22 protein-coding genes are annotated in these 24,840 nt (G+C 38.0%); 20 read left to right on the top strand and 2 right to left on the bottom strand.

The annotated features are described in order from the left end of the window. Positions 1-167 precede the first annotated feature (167 nt). Both HORE_RS11390 and HORE_RS12585 read left to right on the top strand, forming a co-directional pair. Positions 168-2,171: a DUF3857 domain-containing protein gene (locus tag HORE_RS11390; protein ID WP_015923912.1), complete on the top strand. Its 2,004-nt coding sequence runs from the start codon at positions 168-170 to the stop codon at positions 2,169-2,171. Between the two features lie 95 nt (positions 2,172-2,266). Continuing rightward, entirely contained in the window at positions 2,267-3,061 is a 795-nt protein-coding gene (locus tag HORE_RS12585; RefSeq protein WP_015923911.1) for a CPBP family intramembrane glutamic endopeptidase, read from the top strand. 64 nt (positions 3,062-3,125) lie between these two features. Here HORE_RS12585 and HORE_RS11380 read toward each other — a convergent pair whose 3' ends face one another. Beyond that, a complete protein-coding gene (locus tag HORE_RS11380) occupies positions 3,126-5,810 on the bottom strand; it encodes a calcium-transporting P-type ATPase, PMR1-type (protein WP_015923910.1) in 2,685 nt (894 codons plus the stop codon). Positions 5,811-6,271: 461 nt separating this feature from the next. Between HORE_RS11380 and HORE_RS11375 the strand changes: the two genes are divergently transcribed. The 15 genes from HORE_RS11375 to HORE_RS11305 all read left to right on the top strand — a co-directional run bounded on the left by HORE_RS11375 (position 6,272) and on the right by HORE_RS11305 (position 20,856). Further along, positions 6,272-6,907, top strand: a complete 636-nt coding sequence (locus tag HORE_RS11375; RefSeq protein ID WP_015923909.1) for a lactate utilization protein — start codon at positions 6,272-6,274, stop codon at positions 6,905-6,907. Between the two features lie 255 nt (positions 6,908-7,162). Next, positions 7,163-7,492: a hypothetical protein gene (locus HORE_RS11370; protein ID WP_041606131.1), complete on the top strand. Its 330-nt coding sequence runs from the start codon at positions 7,163-7,165 to the stop codon at positions 7,490-7,492. A 177-nt stretch (positions 7,493-7,669) separates the two neighbouring features. Further along, a complete protein-coding gene (locus HORE_RS12580; protein ID WP_083763069.1) occupies positions 7,670-7,978 on the top strand; it encodes a helix-turn-helix transcriptional regulator in 309 nt (102 codons plus the stop codon). A gap of 297 nt (positions 7,979-8,275) precedes the next feature. Further along, entirely contained in the window at positions 8,276-9,574 is a 1,299-nt protein-coding gene (locus HORE_RS11360) for an MFS transporter (protein ID WP_015923908.1), read from the top strand. Positions 9,575-9,773: 199 nt separating this feature from the next. After that, positions 9,774-10,547, top strand: coding sequence for a TatD family hydrolase (locus HORE_RS11355; protein WP_015923907.1), 774 nt, complete (start codon positions 9,774-9,776; stop codon positions 10,545-10,547). Positions 10,548-10,694: 147 nt separating this feature from the next. Continuing rightward, the gene (locus tag HORE_RS11350) at positions 10,695-10,946 is read left to right on the top strand and encodes a DUF2905 domain-containing protein (protein WP_015923906.1); all 252 of its coding nucleotides are present in this window, start codon (positions 10,695-10,697) and stop codon (positions 10,944-10,946) included. A gap of 162 nt (positions 10,947-11,108) precedes the next feature. After that, positions 11,109-11,900 (top strand): L,D-transpeptidase family protein, encoded by a 792-nt coding sequence (locus HORE_RS11345; protein WP_015923905.1) that lies wholly within the window; start codon positions 11,109-11,111, stop codon positions 11,898-11,900. A gap of 12 nt (positions 11,901-11,912) precedes the next feature. After that, positions 11,913-13,136 carry a hypothetical protein gene (locus HORE_RS11340; protein WP_015923904.1) on the top strand — a complete coding sequence of 408 codons (1,224 nt, stop codon included), beginning with the start codon at positions 11,913-11,915 and terminating at the stop codon, positions 13,134-13,136. Between the two features lie 100 nt (positions 13,137-13,236). Beyond that, entirely contained in the window at positions 13,237-13,932 is a 696-nt protein-coding gene (locus HORE_RS11335; RefSeq protein WP_015923903.1) for a gamma-glutamyl-gamma-aminobutyrate hydrolase family protein, read from the top strand. A gap of 100 nt (positions 13,933-14,032) precedes the next feature. Next, entirely contained in the window at positions 14,033-15,112 is a 1,080-nt protein-coding gene (gene buk / locus HORE_RS11330) for a butyrate kinase (protein ID WP_015923902.1), read from the top strand. Between the two features lie 165 nt (positions 15,113-15,277). Then, entirely contained in the window at positions 15,278-16,006 is a 729-nt protein-coding gene (locus HORE_RS11325; RefSeq protein WP_015923901.1) for an ATP-binding protein, read from the top strand. Between the two features lie 144 nt (positions 16,007-16,150). Beyond that, positions 16,151-17,605, top strand: a complete 1,455-nt coding sequence (locus tag HORE_RS11320; RefSeq protein ID WP_015923900.1) for a methyl-accepting chemotaxis protein — start codon at positions 16,151-16,153, stop codon at positions 17,603-17,605. A 1-nt stretch (position 17,606) separates the two neighbouring features. Next, positions 17,607-18,599 carry a 2-hydroxyacid dehydrogenase gene (locus HORE_RS11315; protein WP_041606129.1) on the top strand — a complete coding sequence of 331 codons (993 nt, stop codon included), beginning with the start codon at positions 17,607-17,609 and terminating at the stop codon, positions 18,597-18,599. A gap of 474 nt (positions 18,600-19,073) precedes the next feature. Beyond that, positions 19,074-20,249 (top strand): sensor histidine kinase, encoded by a 1,176-nt coding sequence (locus tag HORE_RS11310; protein ID WP_015923898.1) that lies wholly within the window; start codon positions 19,074-19,076, stop codon positions 20,247-20,249. Further along, positions 20,221-20,856 carry a response regulator gene (locus HORE_RS11305; RefSeq protein ID WP_015923897.1) on the top strand — a complete coding sequence of 212 codons (636 nt, stop codon included), beginning with the start codon at positions 20,221-20,223 and terminating at the stop codon, positions 20,854-20,856. Before HORE_RS11310 ends, HORE_RS11305 begins: the two co-directional genes overlap by 29 nt. Here HORE_RS11305 and HORE_RS11300 read toward each other — a convergent pair. Continuing rightward, entirely contained in the window at positions 20,845-22,044 is a 1,200-nt protein-coding gene (locus tag HORE_RS11300; RefSeq protein WP_050748625.1) for a glycosyl hydrolase family 18 protein, read from the bottom strand. The two genes, HORE_RS11305 and HORE_RS11300, sit on opposite strands and share 12 nt — an antisense overlap. A gap of 423 nt (positions 22,045-22,467) precedes the next feature. Between HORE_RS11300 and fsa the strand changes: the two genes are divergently transcribed. The 3 genes from fsa (at position 22,468) to HORE_RS11285 (ending at position 24,840) form a co-directional block, all read left to right on the top strand. After that, a complete protein-coding gene (gene fsa, locus HORE_RS11295; protein ID WP_015923895.1) occupies positions 22,468-23,109 on the top strand; it encodes a fructose-6-phosphate aldolase in 642 nt (213 codons plus the stop codon). Between the two features lie 167 nt (positions 23,110-23,276). Continuing rightward, on the top strand, positions 23,277-24,119 hold the full coding sequence (comA, locus tag HORE_RS11290; protein WP_015923894.1) for a phosphosulfolactate synthase: 843 nt from the start codon (positions 23,277-23,279) through the stop codon (positions 24,117-24,119). Beyond that, positions 24,112-24,840 carry a 2-phosphosulfolactate phosphatase gene (locus tag HORE_RS11285; RefSeq protein WP_015923893.1) on the top strand — a complete coding sequence of 243 codons (729 nt, stop codon included), beginning with the start codon at positions 24,112-24,114 and terminating at the stop codon, positions 24,838-24,840. Before comA ends, HORE_RS11285 begins: the two co-directional genes overlap by 8 nt.

The following is a 24,840-nucleotide window of genomic DNA, read 5'->3' as shown; positions in this document are numbered from 1 at the left end:
AATACAGAAAAAACCTTTTTTTATTTCAAATTATCTAAGGATTTATTAAATTACAAACATTTTTCAGTTATTGTAATTTAATTTAATTGATTATTAAGGCAAAATACGGTAAAATAAATTTACATTAATTAATGTTCAGGGTTTTTCAAACCTGAAGGGGTGGAATAATGATAAAAATAAACCGTTATTTAGATATGACGAAGTGGAGATTAATAATTTTTATGTTAGTATTATCAATAGTTATAGTGTGGGGACAGGCAGTCCGGGCCGAAGAGGAAGATTTCGCTCCTGATGGTTTTCCCCATGCTTCTGCCTTTATTGTTAAACGGGAGACGGTAGCCAATTATACTATTATTCCCTATAAAATCAGGGAAACGGTAATTATAAAGGTTTTAAATAATAAGGGTGTAGATAAATATAAGAATATCACCCTGGATTATAACAATCTCAGGGAAGAATTAAAAATCCTTGATGCCAGGGTTCTGGATGGTGAAGTGATTGAAGATTACATAGAGCTGGATACATCTTTTTTAGAAAGCAAGTATGAAATTGAGGTTACAGAGGCAGAAATTTCAAAGATGCATCCACACCTGAAGCAGAAGGTTATAAACATTCCTGACCTCAAAAAAGGAACCACAATTTATCTCTCATACCTGAGGGAGATCTGGTCTCCGCCCCTTGAGGAGGAATTCTGGCTTGTAAGAGATTTTGGAGGCCGGGAACCTGTAAAAGAGGCTACTCTGAGGGTAATTACATGGGTAAATGAAGATATAAATTATGAAGGAAGTATTGAGCCTGAAATAGAGGAAGACGGATTAAAGGTTTATTATACCTGGTCTAAGGAGAATATACTGCCTGTTACCGGGGAAGTAGGGTCCCCGTCTTTAGAAGACATGGTTGATGTAGTTTCTGTATCTTCTCTTGACTCATGGGATAAATTTTCGAACTGGTATCGACAAAAGCTTGAGAACAGATACAATATAACAGGTGAACAGTTTATTTCCATTCTGGAACTGACCGAAGGTATGGAAAACAGGCAGAAAATAACTAAAAGTATTTATAATTTTGTAAAAAGCAGGTCCAATTATATTGATATACAATATGATTATCATTTTATCCCCAGGGAGGCAGCCGGAGTTTATAAAAACCCGACCGGAGACAGTAAAGATCTGGCGATTTTGCTTATATCTTTATTAAGAAGGCTGGGGATAGAGGCTGAACCGGGGCTGGTATGTTTGAGAAATAATGTTAATCTTGACCTGGACGTTCCAAATCCCGCTCTGTTTAAATATATGGTGGTCTATGTTCCAGAATTTAAACTTTTCCTGGACCCGTCACCAGGTTATACTGGTTTTGGGGAATTATCTCCCTATATACAGGGAAAAAAAGTATTATTGCCCTATCACAATAAGACAGAGGAGGTTCCGGTATTACCACCTGAGTTTAACAAAGAAGTTATAAATCAGGAAGTAAACCTCTTACCGGGAGGTACTGCTACTGTTAATATCTATCAGACAACCGGTGGTTCTTTTTCAACATATTATAAAAAAATATACAGTCAATATTCCCCGGAACAATGGGAAAATTTACTCAATAGTTATATTCAAACAGCCTATGACAGGGTTATAGTGGATGAATATAATGTTTCGGGGGTTACAGGACTGGATAATAATTTTTCGTCCTGGGCCCGTTCTCTGGAAGTAGAGGGTTATGCTAAAAAACTCGATGATTCTTTGATTTTTCATCCCCTGAGGTTTCCGGTAGGATTTGAACAATTTACTATAGATGAGAACAGGAAGACTCCTCTATATCTGGGAACGACTTCAAATATTGTCCGGGAATTAAAGTTAATTTTACCTGAAGGGTATAAAGTCACCTATCTTCCCCAGCAAATAAACAGGTCAAATGAAGTCGGTAGTATTAAGTTAAACCGGGAAGTAAAAGAAGGTATGGTTTATCTTTATTTTAATTTTGTTATCAAAAAGCCGTGGATTACTCCCGATGAATGTTATCTGTTTAATGATTTAGTCAGGTGGCTTAAGGTAATTAAAAGGGACCAGATTATTATAAAGAAAAATAAACTAATGAAGACTGATATAGAAGAGGAGGTTAGTGCAGGAGAGGGGGTAGAGGAACCAGAGGAAAATGAAGATACAAATTTAGGCCAGTAATGAATGAAAAACGGTAAGTAAAAAAGCGGGAGTGGTATCTATTGAAAACAGAATATCCTGATATATACCAGGCTATCGGTCTGCCAATTTAACTATTGATTATTCAGGTTATAACTGGAGGATTGGCCGGAATTGTTCTGGGCTTTATCGGGGAGTTTACGGAATTAAATGAGTTAATAGTGTTTTCAGTTCTGGCCATTGCCATGGTTATACCATGTTTTCCTGTAATCTGGATTGGCCTTGTTAAATCAAAACAGAGCTTGAAAGAATTTCTTTCCCTGAAATTTAAGGTGGAGTTAATCTGGCCGGCCCTTATCCTGTTCCTGGGGTTACCTGTTGTAATATCAGGGGTTTATAATTTTATCATGTGGTTTTTTGATCTGAATACTGATCTTTATGGTCTAATTGGGCTTCAGAGGGTCAATATACTGCTTGTCTGGACGGTTATATGTTTTATTATGCCAGTTTTAGAAGAAATAATTTTCAGGGGAATAATACTGAATGGCTTATTAAGACACTACCGGGTGGGAACAGCTATTTTTATGTCTGCCATTATTTTTAGTGTGGTTCACCTTAATATTCCCCAGGGTATTACGGCCCTGATAACAGGTCTTGTTTTTGGCTGGATTTATTATAGAACAAAGTATTTTCTGTTACCGGTTATAGGCCATATAATAGTTAACAGTATGGCTATTCTCGGGTCAAGGTATACGGAGATAGATGGTTTCAGTAATTTTAAAGGTAGTTTTCAACCATTATGGTTGACCCTGAGTGGAGTATTATTAACTATAGCAGGTTTTTATTTAGTCCATACCAATGTAAATAGGTTTGAAAATATGAATAAACTTAATGATAATAAGGAATATGTAAAAGACCACAGTTCCCTTTAGAGAAGGACTGTGGTCTTTTTGGGTTGTTTTTGTATTTCCTGAACCCGGCTTTTTTCCGGGGAAACTATTCTTCCCGGGTTATACCCAGGGCTTTCAGGATTTCAACATAGGGCAAGGGGGTTAGTGAGGCCAGTAAAACAATAAGCCACTGGGTTCCGGTTAAGGGGATAACTTTAAAGGCAGCCTGGAGGAAGGGGATAAACATTACCCCAAGCTGTAACAGGCCTGATATCATTATGGCCAGAATTAGATATTTATTGGTGAGAATACCCAGTCTGAAGAGAGAATACTCCCGGGAACGGGCATTTAAAGCCTGAATTAGCTGGGAAAAACTCAGGGTGGCAAAAGCCATAGTCTGGCCTACCGGCAGGGAAAAATAGTGTAACCCCAGGAAAAATATAACCAGTGTTAATAGTCCGATAAAAAGTCCCTGGCTTATTATATTGACCCCCATTTTTCCGGCAAAGACCCCCTCATCAGGGTCACGGGGTGGTTTTTCCATTAAATCGGGAGCAGCCGGGTCAACCCCCAGGGCCAGGGCCGGGAACCCATCGGTCACCAGGTTTACCCAGAGGATCTGGATTGGGATTAAAGGACGTGGCAAACCGACTATGATTGCCAGGAAGAGGGTTATTATCTCTCCGACATTACATGATAGTAGAAAATGAATAAATTTCTTGATATTGGAGTAAATCCCTCTGCCTTCTTCAACGGCCGAGACAATTGAAGCAAAATTATCATCGGTTAAGACCATGTCCGCCGCTTCTTTGGCTACATCGGTACCTGTAATACCCATGGCTACCCCTATATCTGCCTTTTTAAGGGCCGGAGCATCATTAACACCATCACCGGTCATAGCTACCACTTCATTACTATCTTTAAGGGCCTGAACTATTTTGCTCTTATGGTGGGGTGATACCCGGGCATAGACAGTTGTCAGGGAAACAGCTTCTTTAAGTTCTTCAGGGTTCATATCTTCCAGTTCACTGCCGGTAATGATTTTATCCCCATTTTTATATATACCGAGTTCTTCAGCAATGGCCCGTGCCGTCAGAGAGTAATCACCGGTAATCATAACCGGGCGAATCCCGGCCTGTTTGCATAACTTAACTGAATCAGCGACCTCCCGCCGTGGTGGGTCAATCATACCCATCAAACCGAGGAAAATTAACCCCTTTTCAACATTGTCAATATGTAAATTATTTTCTCCGTCCAGTGGTTTATAGGCAACTGCCAGGACCCTCAAAGCCTGTGAGGCATATTCCTTATTCTGCTTTACAATTTCTTCTCTCACGTTATCATCAAGGTCCTTAACCTTACCGTTAATTTGATAACCGATGCACCGTTTTAGTATCTGATCAGGGGCCCCTTTAACAAATGCTATAACTTTTTTATCAGGAGTCCGGTGAACGGTTGACATTCGTTTTCTTTCTGAGTCAAAAGGGAATTCTTTAATACGCTCATAATCATTATTAAGCCTTTCTTTTGTAAAACCTGCTTTTTCAGCAGCTACTACTAGGGACCCTTCAGTGGGGTCACCAATAATATCCCGGTTATTATCCTTATTACGGGTTAATTCTGCATTATTACAGAGAGAGGCAGCTTTAAGTAAAAGGGCCAGGTCTTTGTCGGAATTAGTTTTGACTTCTGTGTTGCCCTCTATAAACTTGCCTTCCGGTTTATACCCCTCACCACTTACCTTGATATTTCGTCCGGGAAGGAAAATGGACTTAACGGTCATCTCATTTTTAGTTAGTGTTCCCGTTTTATCTGTACATATAATAGTAGTGGCTCCCAGGGTCTCAACAGCCGGGAGACGACGAATTATGGCGTGTCTTTTAATCATACGCTGGACCCCGAGGGCGAGGACGATGGTGACAACGGCAGGAAGGCCTTCGGGAACTGCCGCTACAGCCAGGGAGATTCCGGTCATAAACATTTCCAGTAAATCAATACCACGCAGCCATCCCATCAGAATGATAATGGCAGCTATGCCAATAACAGCAAGGCCAAGCTTTTTCCCCATTCTATCCAGTCTTTTTTGCAGGGGAGTGGGCTCCCGTTTATCATCTTTCAGGGCTTCAGCAATTTTACCCATTTCTGTATCCATTCCAGTTCCGGTAACAATTCCGCGACCCCTTCCATAGGTAACAATAGTCCCCATGAAGGCCATATTTTTCTGGTCACCGAGGGGTGGTTTTTCATCTTTAATTATCTTATCGGTTTTCTCAACCGGGACCGATTCACCGGTAAGGACTGATTCTTCAATTTTTAAATCTGTTACGGAGATAAGCCTTAAATCTGCCGGGACATAATCACCGGCATCAAGCAGGACAATATCTCCGGGTACCAGCTGGCTGGCTTCGACTTTTTGTTGTTTCCCGTCCCGGAGAACGAGGGCCCTGGGAGAAGCGAGTTCCTTTAAGGCCGCCAGCGATTTCTCGGCTTTATATTCCTGAATAACCCCCAGGGTTGAATTTAAAATAAGGATAACGGCGATAACCAACGAATCACTAATTTCACCGACTGCTGCTGAAATTATAGCAGAAAATAAAAGGATAATGACCAGCGCATCTTTAAACTGGTCGATAAACATCTGCCAGGGGGAACGTCCTTTGCTTTCTTTTAACCTATTGGGGCCTGTTTCATCCAGCCGTTTTTTTGCCTCTTCAACTGTTAACCCCTGATCAATATTTGTTTTTTGATCCTTTGATACTTCTTCAATAGATTTGTTATACCATGTTTCCATATATACACACCCTCTACAAATATTTTACTGTTTATTATTTCTCTAATTTATGTATAATTCCTTTATTGTTTCTTACCACCAGCAAATTAATATGGGTTTATGCAGGGAAATATAATTATCTAAGGACCTTATAATAACAGAAGATTGGGTATCAGTATTTATTTTGGTCCTTTTATTTATTATAAATTCACATATTTCAGTTTACACCCGGTGAAATATAACATATAATTAGACATAAAAGATGTTATGCGGTAATTCATACACACCCTACATATGTATTTATACTCAGCCGCTTGTTGGGAGAACCGCGGATCATTCCTGATGGTGATATTAAAACTATGCAGGAATTTATCCGGACAGGTTATGGTCAGAAATAATGAAAGTAAAAGGTTAAAAACAGAAAGGTTTGTGTGGAAAAAATTTTATTAATAATCTAATAGTTAATAAGGGAGGGTTATATAATGTTGCCAAAAGAAAAGTATTATCAGATTACTGCAGAAAAATTGATTGAAAGGTTTGCCAAACGTGGTATTGAAGGTTATTACTGTCCGACCGGAGAACAGGCGGTAGATAAGGTATTTGAGCTGATTGATGAGGGAGCCAGTGTGTCATGGGGAGGTTCAATGACGTTAAAGGAACTGGGACTACACGAGAAAATAAAAAATGGTGACTATGTTGTTTATGACAGGGCAGAGGCAAATAATAATAAAGAAAAGGAAGAGATATACCATAAGGCACTAAACAGTGATTTTTATCTTATGAGCTCAAATGCCATCACCCTCGGCGGTAAGCTTGTTAACATTGACGGGAATGGTAACAGGATTGCAGCTTTAATATATGGACCTAAGAATGTTATTGTAGTTGCAGGTATGAATAAGGTTACAACAGATGAAGAGAGTGCTATGAAAAGGATAAGGAACTATGCTTCACCGGTTAATGCGCTAAGGCTCAGTCAAAATACACCCTGTGCTGCTACCGGTGAATGTCATGACTGCCTGTCAGATGCTTGTATCTGTTGTCAGGTGCTTGTAACAAGGAAATCAAGGACAAAAAACAGGATAAAGGTAATACTGGTTGGCGAGGAACTGAGTTATTAACATATTCTAGTTAACAAATAAAAATAATGTAAATATTTAAAGACAATTGTATCTATCGATATAATTGTTCTTTTTTAATGCCCGGAGAGTTATACACAAGGTTAGTAATTAATAATTAGGATTATGAAGTTTTCACATAAGAAATTGTCGCAGCAAAAAATTATAAAGGGTTTACTTTACCTAATGGGTGCTCCATTATTTCTAGATTAATATACATAAATTACATAAAATTTAAAAAAATGAAGGAAATATAAGGTGAAGAAAGAAATATATATAAAAGCCTGTTGGGGTGTAATAGTTATGGTTAGTTTGTATCAAATAAATACTAACCAACAAATTAAAAAATCAAATAGTAATTGTAAAAACATACTTCCTCAAGACATTAATCAACCACTAATAATTGTAAATAGTATTCAACTAGATAATATACTCAAACAAAAAAAGTTAATATCAGTATTTAATAAAGTAGTTAAAAAAGTTTACTCATATATTTCAAGTGAGTGTATTTTTATATTAACTGACCCTGATGGAATAATGCTATCACATATCAGTGGACAAGATACAAAAAGCTATACCTATAATTAAAAAACGGTATGTTATTCAGGGAACACAGTGTCAGAACAAATGCCATAGACCTGCTAATTAAACTTAAAAAACCTGTCATTGTAAGACCTGAACAACATTATTGTGAAATATTGAAAACATGGTATTGTTTTGCGCTTCCATTAGAAAAAAGCGGATGAAATCATAGGATATTTGGACGTGTCAACAATTAGTGAACCATTAATAGGTGAATTAATGGCAATAGCAAAATTATTAGCTTACCAGATAAGAAATGAAATGGAAAATAATAAAAAGCTATATACTAAAGTAAAAAAAATTAAATTATCGGAAAAACAAATAGATGTATTGAAATTGATCTCAAATGGTTTAACAGAAAAAGCAATTGCCCTTGAGTTGGAAATAAACATTAATACTACAAAATATCATAAGAAAATTATATGCCAGAAGTTAGATGTAAACTGTGGAACCGAGGCAGTATTAAAGGCTATTCAATTAAAGCTTCTCTAGGTATTTTAATACCCTATCCTGGAAACCAACATGCATTGGCAAGGTTCATTATAATTTAAATCAAGCTTTAAAAATAATTAAATTGCTAAAGATATTATTCCAACGATTTCCTTTATATATGGGTTTTATGAAGAAACGATAGATGATTTACGTGAAACAATGCAATTTATATATAAATTGCTAGCACACGGTATTTTCAATATTCAATTGCATAAATTAACAATTACTCCTGAAACAGGAGAATTTTATAAAGTAAAAGATTATTTATAACTTTAATTTAGAGAGGGAGAGATAAATTTGAATACACAAAAAGGTTTGGAAAAAACACTACCCGAAAAAGAAATGAAAAAATCAGTAAAAAAGAATATTATGTTTTTATTAATGGGGAAATTCGTTTCTGTACTGGGTAGTCAAATTTATTCTTTTGCAATCAGCCTCTATGTTTTATCAATAACTGGTTCGGGTCTTAGTTTTTCTCTTACCCTGGCACTTTCTACCTTACCCAGGGTTATTTTTGGTCCCATTTCGGGGGTAATAGCTGACAGGGTTGATAGAAAGAAAATGGTAGTAGCAATGGATATTATTAGTGGATTAGTGGTAATTGGATTATTTTCCCTAAGTATAATTGATGAACTCAGGTTAGTCTATATTTATTCAACTACATTTTTGCTTTCTACGTGTAGTATCTTTTTTAACACCCCCTTAACTGCATCCCTGCCAAACATTGTGGATGATGAAAATCTTACAAGGATCAATTCATTGAGTCAAACTATAGAATCTATATCGTCAATTGCCGGACCTTTTATTGGCGGTATTGTTTATGCAATTATGGATATTAAAACATTTTTAGTTATTAATGGAATATCTTTTATAATCTCAGGGATATCAGAATTATTTATAGATTTCAAATTGAATAGTCGTGGAAGAGTTCTTGAAGAAAGTAATATGGAGAAAGAAAAGGTATCCTTTTTTGTTGATTTAAAGGAAGGCATAAGATATATAGCTAGTCAGAAATGGCTTATTGTCCTCAGTTCATTTTTTGTAATATTAAATATGTTGGTCATGATGGGTTTACTGGTACCAGTTCCCTATATTGTAAGGGAAATCTGGGGATTTACCTCCCAACAATATGGTTATTTAAATTCAATGTTTCCGATGGGAATATTAGTTGGCTCTCTTTTGCTGGCTATTTTGCCGCAAAAGGGAAAGAAATTTAAAAGGTTTATGTTTTTTACTATGGTTTTTTCAATTGCTGTTATTTCAGTTGGTATAATTACTTCAGAGATGATTTTTGAACTGAACAACCTGCAGTATTTGTTTATTTTAATGGGTTTATACTTTATTATATCAGTATCTGCCATATTTATTAATGTCCCCCTTGAAGTGACATTACAACGGCTTGTACCAGATGATAAACGTGGTAGGGTTGAGGGGAGTTTAGGGTCCCTATCTGAGGCTTTATCGCCAATAGGTGTTATAGTTGCTGGTGTACTTGTTGACTTAATATCTCCCTGGATTTTACCTATCACTTGTGGAATTATAATGTTGGTTTTGTCTATAGCAATGGGGAGGGTAAAAGTTGTTAAGGAAATCTAATAAATAATAAAGTTATGCTGCATTTATTGTAATTTTTATAATTGGTCTGTTATTGATGTTAATATATTTTTAATGTTAGCAAAAATAAAACTGAAAATATTGTATATAACTGACCAGATACTTTATGTTTTGTAAAAACGGTGGTATAATAAATTTTGATAAAACTGACAGTTATTATAAGTAAACAGAGGTGAAGCCAATGCAGTTAATAGATACCCATGCCCATCTTGATTTTCCCCGTTTTAAGAAAGACCGGGTTAAGGTTATCAAACGGGCGGAGGAAGATGGTGTGAAGTATATTATAAACGTCGGGGCTGACCTGGCCTCGAGTCACCGTTCCCTGAGATTGAGTCAGGAGTATGATCATATTTTTGCAACTGTAGGGATTCATCCCCATGATGCTGATCAGGTTGATGGCCGGGCCCTCAAGGTTTTAAAGGATCTGGCTAAGGCAGATAAAGTGGTAGCTATTGGAGAAATAGGTCTGGATTATTATTATGATAATTCCCCCCGTGATGTTCAGAAGGAGGCCTTTAAAAGGCAACTTGAGCTGGCCCACAAACTTAAATTACCGGTTGTTATCCACAGCCGGGAGGCTGATGAGGATACCCTGGAAATTCTGAAGGAGATGGAGGTTGGTGAACTCGGGGGAGTAATGCACTGTTTTGCCGGTCATTTAGAAATGGCCAGGGAATGTTTGAGTTTAAATATGTACCTGGCTTTTGGAGGGGTAATTACCTTTAAAAATGCTGATAAGACCAGGGAGGTAGTCAGAGAGATTCCACTTGACAGGATTCTGATTGAAACTGATAGCCCCTATCTTACCCCTCACCCCTACCGTGGAAAGAGAAATGAACCTTCTTATGTCAGATTTGTTGCCGAAAAGATTGCTGAACTTAAGGATAAGTCTATGGAGGAAATTACCCGGATAACTACTGCAAATGCCATTAATGCCTTTAACTTATCATTGTAGGAACGGTTAAGGGGTACGGTCATTATATAGTGGTAATGTAGTATGATTTTATTGTGGTTAGATTGCTGGGTAAAAGAATAATATTTAAAAGATAATTTTAAAAAATAATAACAGGGGTAGACCTGAATTATACTTATTGCTGGCAGATTGTGGTATAATAAGGTTGAGGTGATATTGATGGATGGTTTTAATGAACTGGGAAGGATTTTAATTTTCTTTGGTCTGTTTATTGCTGTCCTGGGAGCCATAATATATTTTCTTGGAGGCAATTTTGCCTGGTTTGGAAACCTTCCCGGGGATATAAAGGTTGAAAAGGGGAATTTCACGTTTTATTTCCCCCTGACTACCATGATCATCATTAGCTTAATTATTAATATTCTCGTCAGGATTTTTCGTTAACATCCGTAATACCTGAAGTCAGTATAAGGGAAGATAAATATAATTACGTAATACAAGATAATGACATAATACAAATATAGTAATACAATACAAATATATTAATTAAATATAAATATAATAATGTATCTAGGATAGTATAAGAGGACAGGGCATGGTTAAACCATGTCCTGTTTCTTTTGCTTCAAAAGATTTAAAGAATATTTTGCCCTGGATAAAAATAAAAATATCCTAAAGACAGGAAAAGGTATCATAAGGGGGAAAAGATCTGTTGGGATAATAACTAACCTTCGTATATGTTCAGGAGTTTTTCTGATCTGGTTATCTTTATTTTTAATAACTGGTAGTTTCAGTGTACTGGCTGAAATTGAAATACCGGAAGGTGAAAAGTATTACATAATAATCAATACTTATCAAAGGACTTTAACCCTTTACAAGGACGGTAAACCATATAAAAGATACCCGGTAGCAATAGGGAAGCCAACAACGAGATCACCGGTTGGAGAATGGGCTATAATTGGTAAAAGTAAAGACTGGGGTGGTGGTTTCGGGACCAGGTGGCTCGGTCTTAATGTCCCCTGGGGGATATACGGAATTCATGGTACCAATAAACCAGGTTCCATCGGCCGGGCAGCCAGCCATGGCTGCATCAGGATGTTTAACCGGGATGTTGAAGAATTATATGACATAGTACCGGTTAAGACCAGGGTTAAAATTATCGGTAGAAGAATTCCTATTACAGTTAACAGGATCTTAAAACCGGGTATGACCGGCTTATCGGTAATGCAGCTCCAGGATAACTTACGGGAGTATGGTTTTAATCCTGGTTATATGGATGCCCGATATGGCCCGACTACCGTGGAAGCAGTTAAAGAACTCGAGTCCCAGTTTGGGTTGAAGGTAGATGGTATAGCTGACTGGAGTGTCCTCTATATCTTGAATCTTCCTGATGATTGAGGGGGTGTTGGTATGAAACGTTTTGCCATCTGGTTCCTTGTTTTAGTTGTACTGGCAGCTGCAGTAAGTGCTGTTCATAAAATATATGATTTAAGGTATCTTTATCGGATATATATTAAGAGAGAATTTGCGATAAACCCTAAAGCAGAAATCAGGCCTGATAGAGTGTATAAGGTCAGGATCTGGTATTATCCCTATAAACGGGTAATCACAAAGGAAGGTAAGGATGAAAAAGAGTTTTTTAAAGAGGTAGCTAAAGAGGTGGAGAGGAAATACCCCAATATACAACTAAAAATTGGCAGACTTGATTTCAGGAAGGGGCGGGCTACCCTCGATAGGGCACTCAAAGCAGGTGATCCCCCCGATATTTATTTTAATTTTAGTAACCAGCCATATATAACAAAAAAGTTACAGGTGCCGGCCCATTTATATCTGACCCGGGAGGATTATGAACTTCTACCCCCTTTTATGGAGGAAGGCAGGCTATGGGGTTTTCCCTTCCTGATTGAGAGACAGGTCTGGCTGGCCAGAAACAACTTACCCGGTCTGGCAGAACCGGTCCTGACAATTAATAGGTTTGATGATTTGAAAGATGATAGCTTAATATTAAACTATTATGATCCCACCCTTTTATTACAATTATTATCACTCTATGGTATTAGTGATATTGAATATAACGGAAAGACCCTCGACAATAAAACCCTGGAGGCCCTGAGAGCTGTTTTTAAACTGGCCCATAATTTAAGGCAGGCAAAGATATACGGGAAAGCAGGTCAGGTTGATATCACAATGTTGAAGAGTTTTTTTCAAGGTAAAACTGTCCTGCTGGGCCCGGTTAATCCCTGGCTAAAAGAAGTATTGTCCAATAGATTAAGTGATTCCATTGTGGAAGTTAAGCTTGATAACCTGGTCAGGGTTTATACTCTGACCATATTTAGACAGGAACCTTATCGGGGGGATGATCATACTAAAGCAGCAGTAGAGGTGGCGAGAATCATTGCTCAGAAAAAGGCTTACATAATGGCCAGTGATTTAGGCCTTATCCCGGCCTTCAGAATGAAAAAGGAAGTAGAGCAATCAGGGGATATTTCTATAGACAGGTATAAACCTGTCATAACTTTAACCCCTGAGGAAAGGGATTACTGGTATAAAAACATTATTCCACTCTGGGTACAGTTCTGGGAAGACAACTTAAGCCCTGAAGAAGCCCTGGCTACTATAATAAAAAATAATTAAGGGAAAATATCAGGTTTTTATCCCGGTTATTGAAGTAATTAAAAAGTTTTTTAAAAAAGCTTAAGCAGCAATTAAAAAAATTAAGGAGCAGGTGAAATTTATGGCGGTTATTGGAATCACATCAGGCCAGCAGAAAAATGGAACCGAATGCCGCATACCTAAAACATATGTTAAGGCTATTGTCAGGGCCGGGGGGGTACCACTGGTCCTGCCGGTATTGACAAATAAAGATATCTTAAAGAAATATATAGAGCTAATAGACGGGCTTTTGTTGACCGGCGGTGGTGACCCGGATCCCCGTTATTTCTATGAAGAACCCCGTCCTGGCCTGGGAGAGGTTGATCCACAGCGGGACGAATTTGAAATATTAATTACAGGCCTTGCTTTAAATACAGGTTTACCTCTACTGGGAATCTGCCGTGGCTGCCAGTTGATCAATATAGTTGAAGGGGGTACCCTTTATCAGGACCTGGAAAAAGAATACCCTAATCCCCTGAAACATAATCAGTCTTCTCCGGGAAAATACCCGTTTCATACCGTACATGTAAAAAAAGAGTCCTGGCTATACTCAATTTCCAAAATGACTAATTTTCGTGTTAACAGTGTTCATCATCAGGCGATTAAGGAGGTCGCTCCAGGTTATAAAGCCACTGCTCTGGCAGAAGATGGGGTTATAGAGGCTATTGAAAAATCAGGAGATGGATTTGTTTTCGGGGTTCAATGGCATCCGGAACAGATGGTTAATGATAGTGTCAGTTTAAAAATATTTACTGAATTTGTTAACCGGGTGGATTAAGGGACAAAATTCCAGTAAAAAGAGGGAGGAAATTAAAGAGTCGATAGATAATTATTAAAAAAAGGAGACAATTCATACTTTTTTGAAAGGGGTTCTCATAATGAATACCAAAATTCTCGTTATAAATCCCGGTTCAACTTCAACAAAGATAGCAGTTTTTGATAAAATAGAGGAATTATGGGCTACTACCATTGACCATAAACCGGACGAGTTATCCCGGTTTAAAAAAATTATTGACCAGCTGGAATGGAGACAGGAATTAATTCAAAAAGAATTGAAAGAGGCCGGGTTTTTAATTAATGATTTCGGGGCTATTGCTGCCCGGGGTGGGTTGCTTGACCCTATACCGGGGGGAACCTATATAGTAGATTCTTTAATGGTTGATCATTTATATGAAGGTAAGAATGGAGAACATGCTTCCAATCTGGCCGGTATTATTGCCTATCGGCTTGGTCAGGAATATAATGTTCCGGCCTATACCGTAGATCCTGTAGCTGTAGACGAGTTTATAGATGAATCGAGATTTTCGGGAATGCCGGAACTAAAAAGAAGATGTCAATCCCATGCCCTTAACCTTAAAGCTATAGCCCGGAGGGTCGCTGAAGATTTAGGAAAGGATTTAAATACCATAAACCTGATAGGGGTTCACCTGGGTGGTGGTATTTCTGTTGCTGCTATCAAGGGCGGACGGATCATTGATGTAAATAATGCCAACCAGGAAGGTCCCTATTCACCGGAAAGGGTTGGCAGCCTGCCTTCACTGGAGCTTGTAAACTATATATATAAGAATAAACCACCCTATCATGAATTAAAAAAGAAATTACTGGGTCAGGGAGGACTGTCAGCCTATACCGGGACTAATGATGGAAGAGAAATTGAGAAAAGGATTAAGTCAGGGGACCGGGAGGCAAAACTGGCCTATGATGGCATGATCTATCAGATTGCAAAGGAAATCGGAAAAATGGCAACTGTATTCAGGGGAAAGGTTGCGGCGGTTTACCTTACCGGTGGCCTGGCTTATTCAGAGTATGTTGTTCAAGGGATTAAAGAACGGGTCAGCTTTATCGCACCGGTTATGGTTTATCCCGGGGCTGAAGAAATGAAACATCTGGCTGCCGGTGTCACCAGGGTTTTACTGGGAGAAGAAAGTCCACGGGATTATGATAAAACAAGATTATAATAATAAAAATTAACTGATTTCAAACTGCTGTCAAGGACAGCAGTTTTTTTATTGATATAAATCACAGACCAGTGTTTATTTTTAGTTTATAATTGTTATGCAGGGTTTATAGTAGTCAACTAAATAGGAAAAAGGAATCAGGAAAATTAAGCGGAGGTGGTTTTAATGGTTACAAGGAAAATTGTTCACATTGATGAGGAAAAATGTAACGGCTGTGGTTTATGTATTCCTGCCTGTCATGAAGGCGCCATTCAGTTAGTTAATGGTAAAGCCAAACTGGTTGATGATAAATATTGTGATGGTCTTGGGGATTGTATTGGAGAGTGTCCTCAGGGTGCGATAAAGATTATTGAAAGAGAGGCCAGAGAGTACGATAAAGAAGCTGTACAGGAACGTTTAAATAATCTTGAATCGAGTAATATGAAGGTAAAAGGAGGTTGTCCTGGGGCCAGTATGAGGGATTTAAGTCAAAGTGATAATAATAACTCAAGTATCACTTCAAATGACATTGAACTTAAGATTAAATCCCAGTTAAAAAACTGGCCAGTCCAGTTAATGCTGGTTCCAGATAAGGCACCATATTTTAATAATGCTGATTTGCTGGTAACAGCTGACTGTGTACCCTTTGCCTATCCGAATTTTCACCTTGACCTATTGAAAAACCGGACAGCTGTGATAGGTTGTCCCAAGCTGGATAATACCGGATACTATGTAGAGAAGCTGACTTCCATTATAAAGGAAAATGATATTAACAGCGTTACTGTTGCTGTTATGGAAGTACCCTGTTGTAATGGATTGATTCAGGCAGTTCAGAAAGCAGTTCAGGATAGTGGGAAAAAACTTGATTTTGAACAAGTAATAATAACTATTGACGGCAATAAACGGCAAAGATAATAATAGTAAATAATGCCCGGAATCCCCCGGGCCTTATTTTTTATCTGGTTATGGCAGGAATTCTACATACTTCACAAAAAAGATTATTTTTGGTATAATATTTAAAAAATAATAACAATTTTCTCAATATAAAGGGGTGGGTCTATGGATAAGAAAAACGAGTTATACCAACAAAATCTTTTGTTATTAAAAATCATGTGGTTAATAACCGTAATTGGAGTCGTGTTTTTACTTTATAGAAGTGCTCCTGTGATTATGATCACTGGTTTTACCATAACATGCCTGATTGTAAATATATTACTAACATTTTTAATGTGGAAAAATATCCTTACCCAGTACATACAGTATTTCATTATTGTCGGATTATCGGTTCTAGCATGGTTATTAATTTCCACTTCTAATAGTTTTTATAGTTACCTGATTTTATTTGCCAATCTGGTGTTGATTGCCCTTTATACTAACTACTGGCCAACTTTGATTATGGGGATAAGCAATTTGATTATTGTTAATTCTCTTCTGGGAGGGATAGGCAGGAACAATCTTTTAATTATTGATTTATATCTGGTTTTAATAACTGTCCTGGTATTGACCCAGACCCATCTCCGGATTAAAATTCAGAGAAGAATAGATGAAAAACATCAGCAGGTCATCAAGACTGAAAAGGAAAAAGAATCTCTCTTAGAGGAAATAATGACTACTGTTAAAGAGTTGAGCAACTTTAACTCCAGTTTGAAGGAAAACATTAAGGTAACAGACCGTATTTCCAGTGAAGTTACTAAAGCTTTTACTGATATTGCAAAAGGTATTGAAGATCAGGCCCATAGTGTAAATGAAATAAATGAATCAGCCCGGTCCAGCAACCATAATGTCCGGGCCCTTGCCAGTGCTTCAAATGAAATGCTTAATTTATCTAATAAAACAGTGAATGCTACTTCAAAGGGGAATGAACAGGTAGACCTTCTTGATACCAAGATGCAGGATGTTGATCAGATTATAAATGAGAGTGTTGACCTTATTAATAGATTAAATGAACAGGCCCAGCAAATAGGTGATATTGTAGAAACCATTAATAATATAGCCAAACAGACTAATCTTCTGGCTTTAAACGCAGCTATAGAGGCAGCCCGGGCCGGGGAAGCAGGTCAGGGTTTTGCTGTGGTGGCCGACGAAATACGTGAACTGGCTGAAGATTCTCACCGTTCTACTGATAAAATTGCCTCTATACTGCAGGATATTAAAGCCAAAACAGGACAGGTAACTGAGCAGATAAATATCGGTCATGATGCTGTTTTATCAAGCAAGAACTCTACTGAAGAAGTAAAAAGAGTATTTAAAGAGATTGATGATAATACTAAAAATGTAGTAGAACAGGCTCAATACCTGGAAGAATCAGTAAGGGGCCTGGAGAAGGAATCACAGGCAATTGTTGAAGAAATATCTTCTATTTCCAGTATTATCGAGGAAACATCTGCTTCTGTTGAAGAAGTACTGGCCGGGAGTGAAGAACAGACAAATAAAGTTAAAAATATAGTAGAAAGCTTTAAACAACTGGATAAACTAATTAATAAGTTACAGAGTTTAACTAAAGGAGGTAGCTAAAATTTCCGGACAAAAAAATAAACCGACTGTCTATGTAACCAGGGAGATCCCTGAAAAAGGTCTTAAACTACTTGAAAAAGAATGTCATGTGACTGTTAACAGGAATAGCAGGAGTCTGGGAAGGGAGGAATTAATTAATAACATAAAAGGAATCGACGGGTTGGTCTCTATGTTAAGTGACCCCATTGACGGGGGAGTAATTAAAAGCAACCCTGATCTGAAAGTGGTTGCCAACTATGCGGTAGGATATAACAATATTGATGTTGAAGCCGCTACCAGACAGGGGGTGGCTGTGACCAATACTCCCGGTGTTTTAACTGAAGCAACTGCTGATTTGACCTGGGCTTTATTAATGGCTGTGGCCAGGCGGATAATAGAATCAGACCAGTTTGTAAGGCAGGGACAGTTTAAAGGATGGGGACCGAGGTTAATGCTGGGAAGTGATGTTTATGGAAAAACACTGGGGATTATCGGTTTTGGCCGGATCGGGCAGGCTGTGGCCAGACGGGCCCGGGGTTTTAATATGGAGATTCTTTATAATAAAAGAACCCGCCTTTCCCGGGACCGGGAAGAAAAACTGGGAGTTCAGTATGCTGAGGTTGATGAATTGCTTAAGAGGGCAGATTATATCTCCATAAATGCTCCTTTGAATAAGTCAACATACCATCTGGTTGGCCTGCAGGAATTTGAACTTATGAAAAATACTGCTATAGTTATAAATACCGGACGGGGTCCAATAATAGATGAAAGTGCCCTGGTCGAGGCTTTAAAAGAGGGGAAAATAGCCGGGGCCGGCCTCGATGTTTATGAAGAAGAACCAGAAGTACATCCGGGTCTTATGGAGCTTGATAATGTTGTGTTAACCCCTCACACCGGGAGTGGTACCATTGAGACCAGGGATAAAATGGCGGTTATGGTGGCAGAAGATGTTATTGCTGTTTTAAAAGGAAAAAGACCAGCAAATTTGGTTAATCCAGGAGTCTATAAGAATTGAATTGTATCCCCGGGATGACATGCTAAATTAAATAACTTAGGTTAAATTAAAGCAAGTCCTGACAGGGGCTTGCTTTATGTAATATTTGGAATATATAAAAAAATATTATATACTTTAAAATGTTTGTAATTTACCCTGTTATATTTTATAATTTTAATGGAGGATATAACTTCTTTTACATTTCAAACGGTAGGTAGTTTAAAACCTTGATATATTAAGATATAGAGTTTCAAGGGAAGTGTAAATACCAGTGGGTCTAAATTTATTAAAAATTCAAAACATTCCTCCGGTATAGAACCTTTGTTCAGGAAATAGTAATATGTAACTAAATGTAGAGAAACGGACGACATTAGCAGGTTTTATTTAAAATTTGTAGAATATTTAACTTTGTAGAAGTGGGGTTATTAATGAGTTTTGTGGATTTGTCAGGTCATAAATTATACAACCGGGAATTGGGGATAGAGGGGGACACAGGTGGGACAGAATATTGACCCGTCCAGATCTCTGGAAAAGATTCTTGAAAAGACAGTAGAAGTTTTAGCCGAGAGCAAGAAGGAGATATTTACTATAGCCGAATCAATCCGCCGGGAATATGATAATATAAAGAGAGAACTAGATTTGATTAATGAGGAAATAAATGAAGTTGTAGCTAAAGTTGATAAGCTCCAGGAGGTTAACAGAATTGCGAGAATAAGGCTTATGGAAGTTAGCCGGGATTTTGAAAAACATAGTGAATATGATATCAAATATGCCTATCAACAGGCTGAGGATACTTCTGTCCAGATAGCGGTATTAAGGGAAAAAGAAGAACAGTTAAAGAAGAGAAGGGCCGAACTTGAAAACAGGTTAATTAATTTAAAAAGAAATATTGAAAAGGCAGAAAATATGGTTTCCAGAGTAGGGGTTGTTCATGATTATTTACTTGGAGAATTATCCAATTTAAGTGAGCAATTTGATGATTTAAGACAAAAACAACAGCTGGCCATTAAAATAATTCAGGCCCAGGAAGATGAACGGAAGAGGGTCGCCCGTGAAATTCACGATGGACCGGCCCAGTCAATTGCCAATCTTGTCTTTAGAGTGGAACTTGCTCAGAAACTTATGGACAAGGATTTAAAAAAGGCCAGGAATGAACTTGAGGATGTTAAAGAGCTGGTAAGATTAAGTATGCAGGAAGTCAGAAAAATTATTTACGACCTGAGGCCCATGTCTCTTGATGACCTTGGTTTAATTCCTACTTTAAGGCGTTATATAAATAAATTCAATGAACAGACTAAAATCATTATAGATTTTAATATTTTGGGTCCAAAAAGGCGGCTGCCAAATACATATGAAATTACAATATTTCGCTTAATTCAGGAAGGTCTTAATAACATTTATAAACACTCTAAAGCCAGTACAGGGACTGTTACCCTGGAATATACTCCTGAACAAATCAATATCTTAATCAGTGATGATGGTATCGGGTTTAAACCTGAAGAGGTGGGGGCCAATAAATTTGGCCTGGTAAGTATGAGAGAGAGGTGTGAGTTGTTAGGAGGTAAACTTGATCTTTTTTCTGAAAAAAACAAAGGGACAAAAATAAAAATAACATTACCAATAAAACAAAGAGGTGGGAAAGATGAAGCCGACAAAGGTATTAGTAGCTGACGACCACGATCTGGTAAGAGAGGGGATCTGTAAACTCCTCGAATTATATGAAGATATTAAAGTAGTGGGAGAGGCTGGAGATGGCCTGGAAACCGTGAAAGGAGTCAGGGATCATTTTCCGGATCTGGTTTTACTGGATTTAAATATGCCCCGGATGGGGGGAATAACAGCCATAAAGAAAATAAAGGAAATAAGCCCCGGGATAAAGGTATTAATACTGACCATCCATGATGAAGAAGAATATGTTTATGAGGTAATAAGGTCCGGGGCCGAGGGTTATATTCAAAAGGATGTCAAGCCTGAAGAATTAAAAAGAGCTATAGATAAGGTTATAAAAGGGGATAAAGTATTTCCCCGGTCAACAGAGAATGAAGTGCGTGAGGTTGTTAATGAAAAATATGAAGTCTGTGAATTAAGCAGTAGAGAGCAGGAAGTACTGGAGCTTCTGGCCCAGGGTATGAGCAACAAACAGATAGCCCAGGAACTGTTCATTAGTGAAAAAACTGTTAAGAATCATGTCAGCAATATTTTAAGGAAGTTATCAGTTAATGACAGAACCCAGGCTGTTATAGTTGCTCTTAAAAGAGGTCTGGTATCACTGACCTAATTTATTGTCTATAATCTCCCAGAACCGGTCAGTACCATTTCCCAGCCGCCAGATGGCTATACCTTTCAGATTATATTTCTTAACCAGCTCCAGTTTGAAGGCAAGGCTACTACTTGATTCAAACCAGACTTCGTGTTTAATGCCACTGTTATCCTGGTAATAGAAATAGGGGCTCTGGGAAGGTGTATCCCATTGAACTTTAACGCCCTTTTCCCGGGCCAGGTTCATTGCTTCTTTAGCACTGATGGGCCTACCGGGTCCCCCCTCAGGCCAGTCATAGCCGTAGTTAGCTACTCCTATTAGAAGTTTCTCATTTGGTATATATTCCAGTGCATATTTAATATTCTTTTCGACCCAGTTTATGGGGGCAATCGGTCCGGGGTCACCGGAGGGCCAGTGGTGGTCATAGGTCATGATAACTACCCTGTCAACCAGTTTTCCCAGGGCTGCATAATCATAGGCTCCCTGTAACTCCATCGGGACATCTATTTTAGGAAAAACGGAGATTGTAAGTTTTTTGTTTTTCTTGTTTAACTCACTGGAAAGCTCTTTAATAAACTGGGTATAACCATTACGGGTCCAGGGTGGAATAAATTCAAAGTCAATATTTACTCCATTATAATTATATTTTTCCACCAGCTTAACTATATTTTTTATCGTCTTACTCCTGACATCTGAATCAACCAGGATCATGTTATTTTTCTGGTTGTTATTAATCAGAGGTAGTAATTCAAGACCCTGTCTTTTGGAAAAGGAATCTACCTCATACTGGTGCCCCCCGTATCTACTCTTGATTGTACCATCAGGGTTGGCTGTAAACCAGAAGGGTGCTACCATGTCAACATACCTGTGGTTAGAAACCATGGCATCATATGAATTAGCATATGGGGTTAGCCAGTTGACATAAAAGCCCAGTATTTCCCGATTTGAGATAATATCTTCATCCAGAGGCGATTCACCGGGTCTTGCTTCCTGATCTTCTTCATTTTTATCAACAAAGTTATTAATAAAAAAAGAAATAATTAATAACAGAATACCTTTTAACCAGTCAAAAGTACCGGGGCCTTCTTCACTGGATGTTGCAGCACAGTATATAACCGGAGATACTAACATAAGTAAGAAAGGAGTTATAATAGACACAAGAAGGAGCATAGTAATGAACTTTTTACGTTGATAAGATGGTTTCATATTTAAGTAACATCCTTTCAATATAATATAAATCATTTAGATTAATATAATCCATTAAGAATAATATAAATCATTTAGATTAATATAATCCATTAAGAAATCAGGGGCTGCTTAATATTTATGGTTGCCAACCCCCGTGAGGCAGGATTAAATTATGTTTAAAGTATTTTAATCCAAAATATTTTGTTAAAAGAGTTGTTTTTTCCAGTGGATTTAAGCTATAATAATTTAGGTAATGGTTTTATAATATAATACAGGCCATAGTTAATTATATTAATAAAGAAGGAATGGTTCAACACACTAATTATGACAGCAGAGTCAGTATATACCATAAATTAAAATGGCCTGCTTAAACCTTATACTAAGTCTATAAGGTTTTAAAATAATTTTTAAAAACTAAAATACTACACAAGGGGTGAAATTATGAAGCTGTTTATTGATACTGCTAATGTAAAAGAAATTTCAGAAGTTAAGGAATGGGGTGTATTATCAGGGGTCACTACAAATCCCAGCCTTATTGCCAGAGAAGGTGGGGTAGAATTTGAAGATGTAATCAAACAGATTACTGATCTGGTTCCCGGCCCTATCAGTGCCGAGGTAATAAGTACAGAGGCTGAGGGCATGGTGGAAGAGGCCCGGAAACTGGCCAGTATTTCTGATAATGTTGTTATTAAGATTCCGATGACCCCGGAGGGCTTAAAGGCGGTAAATATTTTATCCAGTGAGGGTATTAAAACCAATGTTACTCTGGTTTTCTCTGCCAATCAGGCTTTACTGGCAGCCAGAGCTGGTGCTACCTATGTCAGTCCATTCATTGGACGCCTGGATGATATTGGGCATACCGGAATGGAGCTTGTCAGGGATATTGCTCAGGTATTTAAGATACATAATATTGAAACTGAAATAATTGCAGCCAGTATCAGACACCCGCTCCATGTGCTGGAGGCTGCTAAAGCCGGGGCCGATATAGCTACTATTCCTTATGCCGTTTTCAAGAAAATGGTACAGCATCCGAAAACAGATGAGGGAATTGAGAAGTTTCTGGCTGACTGGAATAAGAGGTAATTTCAGGTAGTTTACTGAAAAATATAATTGTTAACAATTGAAGTTAATTCAGGCCTGTTCTCATTAAGAACAGGCCTTTTTCAGCATTCCATATTTCTACCTGCACACTTTATAAGTCAAAAACATATTATACTAATGTTGAATAATATAAAAAGTGGGGTGGAAATATGGATGACAGAAGGTATAATGGATGGGAACTGGAGATGGATTGCCCGATTGAGGGTCGGGTATTAAAACCTCGTCATAAAGGAGTTACCATGGTTCTTGATAAAGGGCTTGGTATCAGGGCCCTTAAGGATTTACTGGAAATTGCCGGTGACTACATAGATTTTTTAAAATTTAGTTTTGGTACTTCTTTTGTGTATCCCCATGATATTTTAATTGAAAAAATTAAGCTGGCAAGATTATATGGTATAGAGGTTTTTCCAGGGGGAACCCTTTTTGAGGTAGCTGCCAGTCAGGGCAAGGTTAACGAGTTTTTATTCAGAGCCAAACAGCTTGGCTTTACCACTGTTGAAATATCAAATGGCACTTTCGATATTGGCGAAAAACTGAGGCAGGAATCTATTATTAAAGCCAGTTCCCTGGGATTTAAAGTGCTGACTGAAGTAGGGAAAAAAGACCGGAATAATCCTTTAACCCTGGAAGAAATGAAGACCCAGATCAAAGAGGATATAGAAAACGGGGCCACTAAAGTTATTATTGAAGGCCGGGAATCCGGAAAAGGTATTTCAATTTACCGTGATGATGGTTCAATTGATATGAAAATGCTTGAAGGGATTGTTTCTTCGGTTCCCCATAACCTGGATGTAATTATCTGGGAGGCACCTTTGAAAAAACAACAGGCGGTTTTAATAAATCAGTTTGGTCCCAATGTTAACCTGGGAAATATTAGAGTTGATGAAGTTATAGCCCTGGAAGCGTTGAGAAGGGGGTTACGAGGGGATACCTTTAAGAGTACCTTACCTGATGAAGGAAAAGAAGGTGAGGAGAGGATGATCGGTGCCTGATATATATATTACTCTAACGCCAGATGAACTCAAAAATATCCCTGATAAGGGAGTTATAGTAGTAGTTATTGATACCCTGAGGGCCAGTACAACTATAGTTACTGCCCTGGCCAACGGGGCCAGGAAGGTCATACCATTTGCCACCAGCAGCAAATTACAGGAGTATTATCGAAAAAATCCTTCGGCCCATTATATGCTCTGTGGAGAGAAAGGAGGAGAAAAAATACCGGGGTTTGACCTCGGTAACTCTCCTTCTGAAATAAGTCCAGGAATGGTTATGGATAAAATTATGCTGATTAAAACAACAAACGGCACCAGGGTCCTTGAGGATATTAGCTCAGATAACAGGGTTTACATAGGGGCTCTTGTTAACAGTTGTGCTGTCGTCGAAGAGGTTAAAAAGAAAGAGAAAGATGTTTACCTTGTCTGTGCAGGTACTAGAGGCAAGTTTTCACTGGAAGATTTTTTTGCAGCCGGCAGGTTTTCTTCTTTACTTATGAATGAAGGATGGAATGGTGGCGATCTGGAGTTTGCTGCAGCAAGAATATTTGAAGATAATAGCAGTTATCAGGAAACGATTAATTTGTTTCACCATTCCCAGAATGGTCAGAATTTAAGAGAACTCGGTTATAAAGAGGATATTAAATTCGCTGCCCGTCGTGATATTTTTTCCATAGTTCCTTACTGGGATGGAATCAAGATTAGAATAAGTAGACGATGA

Source organism: Halothermothrix orenii H 168, assembly GCF_000020485.1.
GTDB lineage: Bacteria > Bacillota > Halanaerobiia > Halanaerobiales > Halothermotrichaceae > Halothermothrix > Halothermothrix orenii.
Note: the sequence above shows the minus strand (reverse complement) of the source record. Positions and strands in the feature narration are given on the sequence as shown.

Bases quoted from the DNA above. Each gene is read 5' to 3' on its own strand.
- HORE_RS11390 (WP_015923912.1), top strand. From the start codon at position 168: ATGATAAAAATAAACCGTTATTTAGATATGACGAAGTGGAGATTAATA.
- HORE_RS11380 (WP_015923910.1), bottom strand. From the start codon at position 5,810: ATGGAAACATGGTATAACAAATCTATTGAAGAAGTATCAAAGGATCAA.
- HORE_RS11375 (WP_015923909.1), top strand. From the start codon at position 6,272: ATGTTGCCAAAAGAAAAGTATTATCAGATTACTGCAGAAAAATTGATT.
- HORE_RS11355 (WP_015923907.1), top strand. From the start codon at position 9,774: ATGCAGTTAATAGATACCCATGCCCATCTTGATTTTCCCCGTTTTAAG.
- HORE_RS11345 (WP_015923905.1), top strand. From the start codon at position 11,109: ATGTCCTGTTTCTTTTGCTTCAAAAGATTTAAAGAATATTTTGCCCTG.
- HORE_RS11340 (WP_015923904.1), top strand. From the start codon at position 11,913: ATGAAACGTTTTGCCATCTGGTTCCTTGTTTTAGTTGTACTGGCAGCT.
- HORE_RS11335 (WP_015923903.1), top strand. From the start codon at position 13,237: ATGGCGGTTATTGGAATCACATCAGGCCAGCAGAAAAATGGAACCGAA.
- buk (WP_015923902.1), top strand. From the start codon at position 14,033: ATGAATACCAAAATTCTCGTTATAAATCCCGGTTCAACTTCAACAAAG.
- HORE_RS11325 (WP_015923901.1), top strand. From the start codon at position 15,278: ATGGTTACAAGGAAAATTGTTCACATTGATGAGGAAAAATGTAACGGC.
- HORE_RS11320 (WP_015923900.1), top strand. From the start codon at position 16,151: ATGGATAAGAAAAACGAGTTATACCAACAAAATCTTTTGTTATTAAAA.
- HORE_RS11305 (WP_015923897.1), top strand. From the start codon at position 20,221: ATGAAGCCGACAAAGGTATTAGTAGCTGACGACCACGATCTGGTAAGA.
- HORE_RS11300 (WP_050748625.1), bottom strand. From the start codon at position 22,044: ATGAAACCATCTTATCAACGTAAAAAGTTCATTACTATGCTCCTTCTT.
- fsa (WP_015923895.1), top strand. From the start codon at position 22,468: ATGAAGCTGTTTATTGATACTGCTAATGTAAAAGAAATTTCAGAAGTT.
- comA (WP_015923894.1), top strand. From the start codon at position 23,277: ATGGATGACAGAAGGTATAATGGATGGGAACTGGAGATGGATTGCCCG.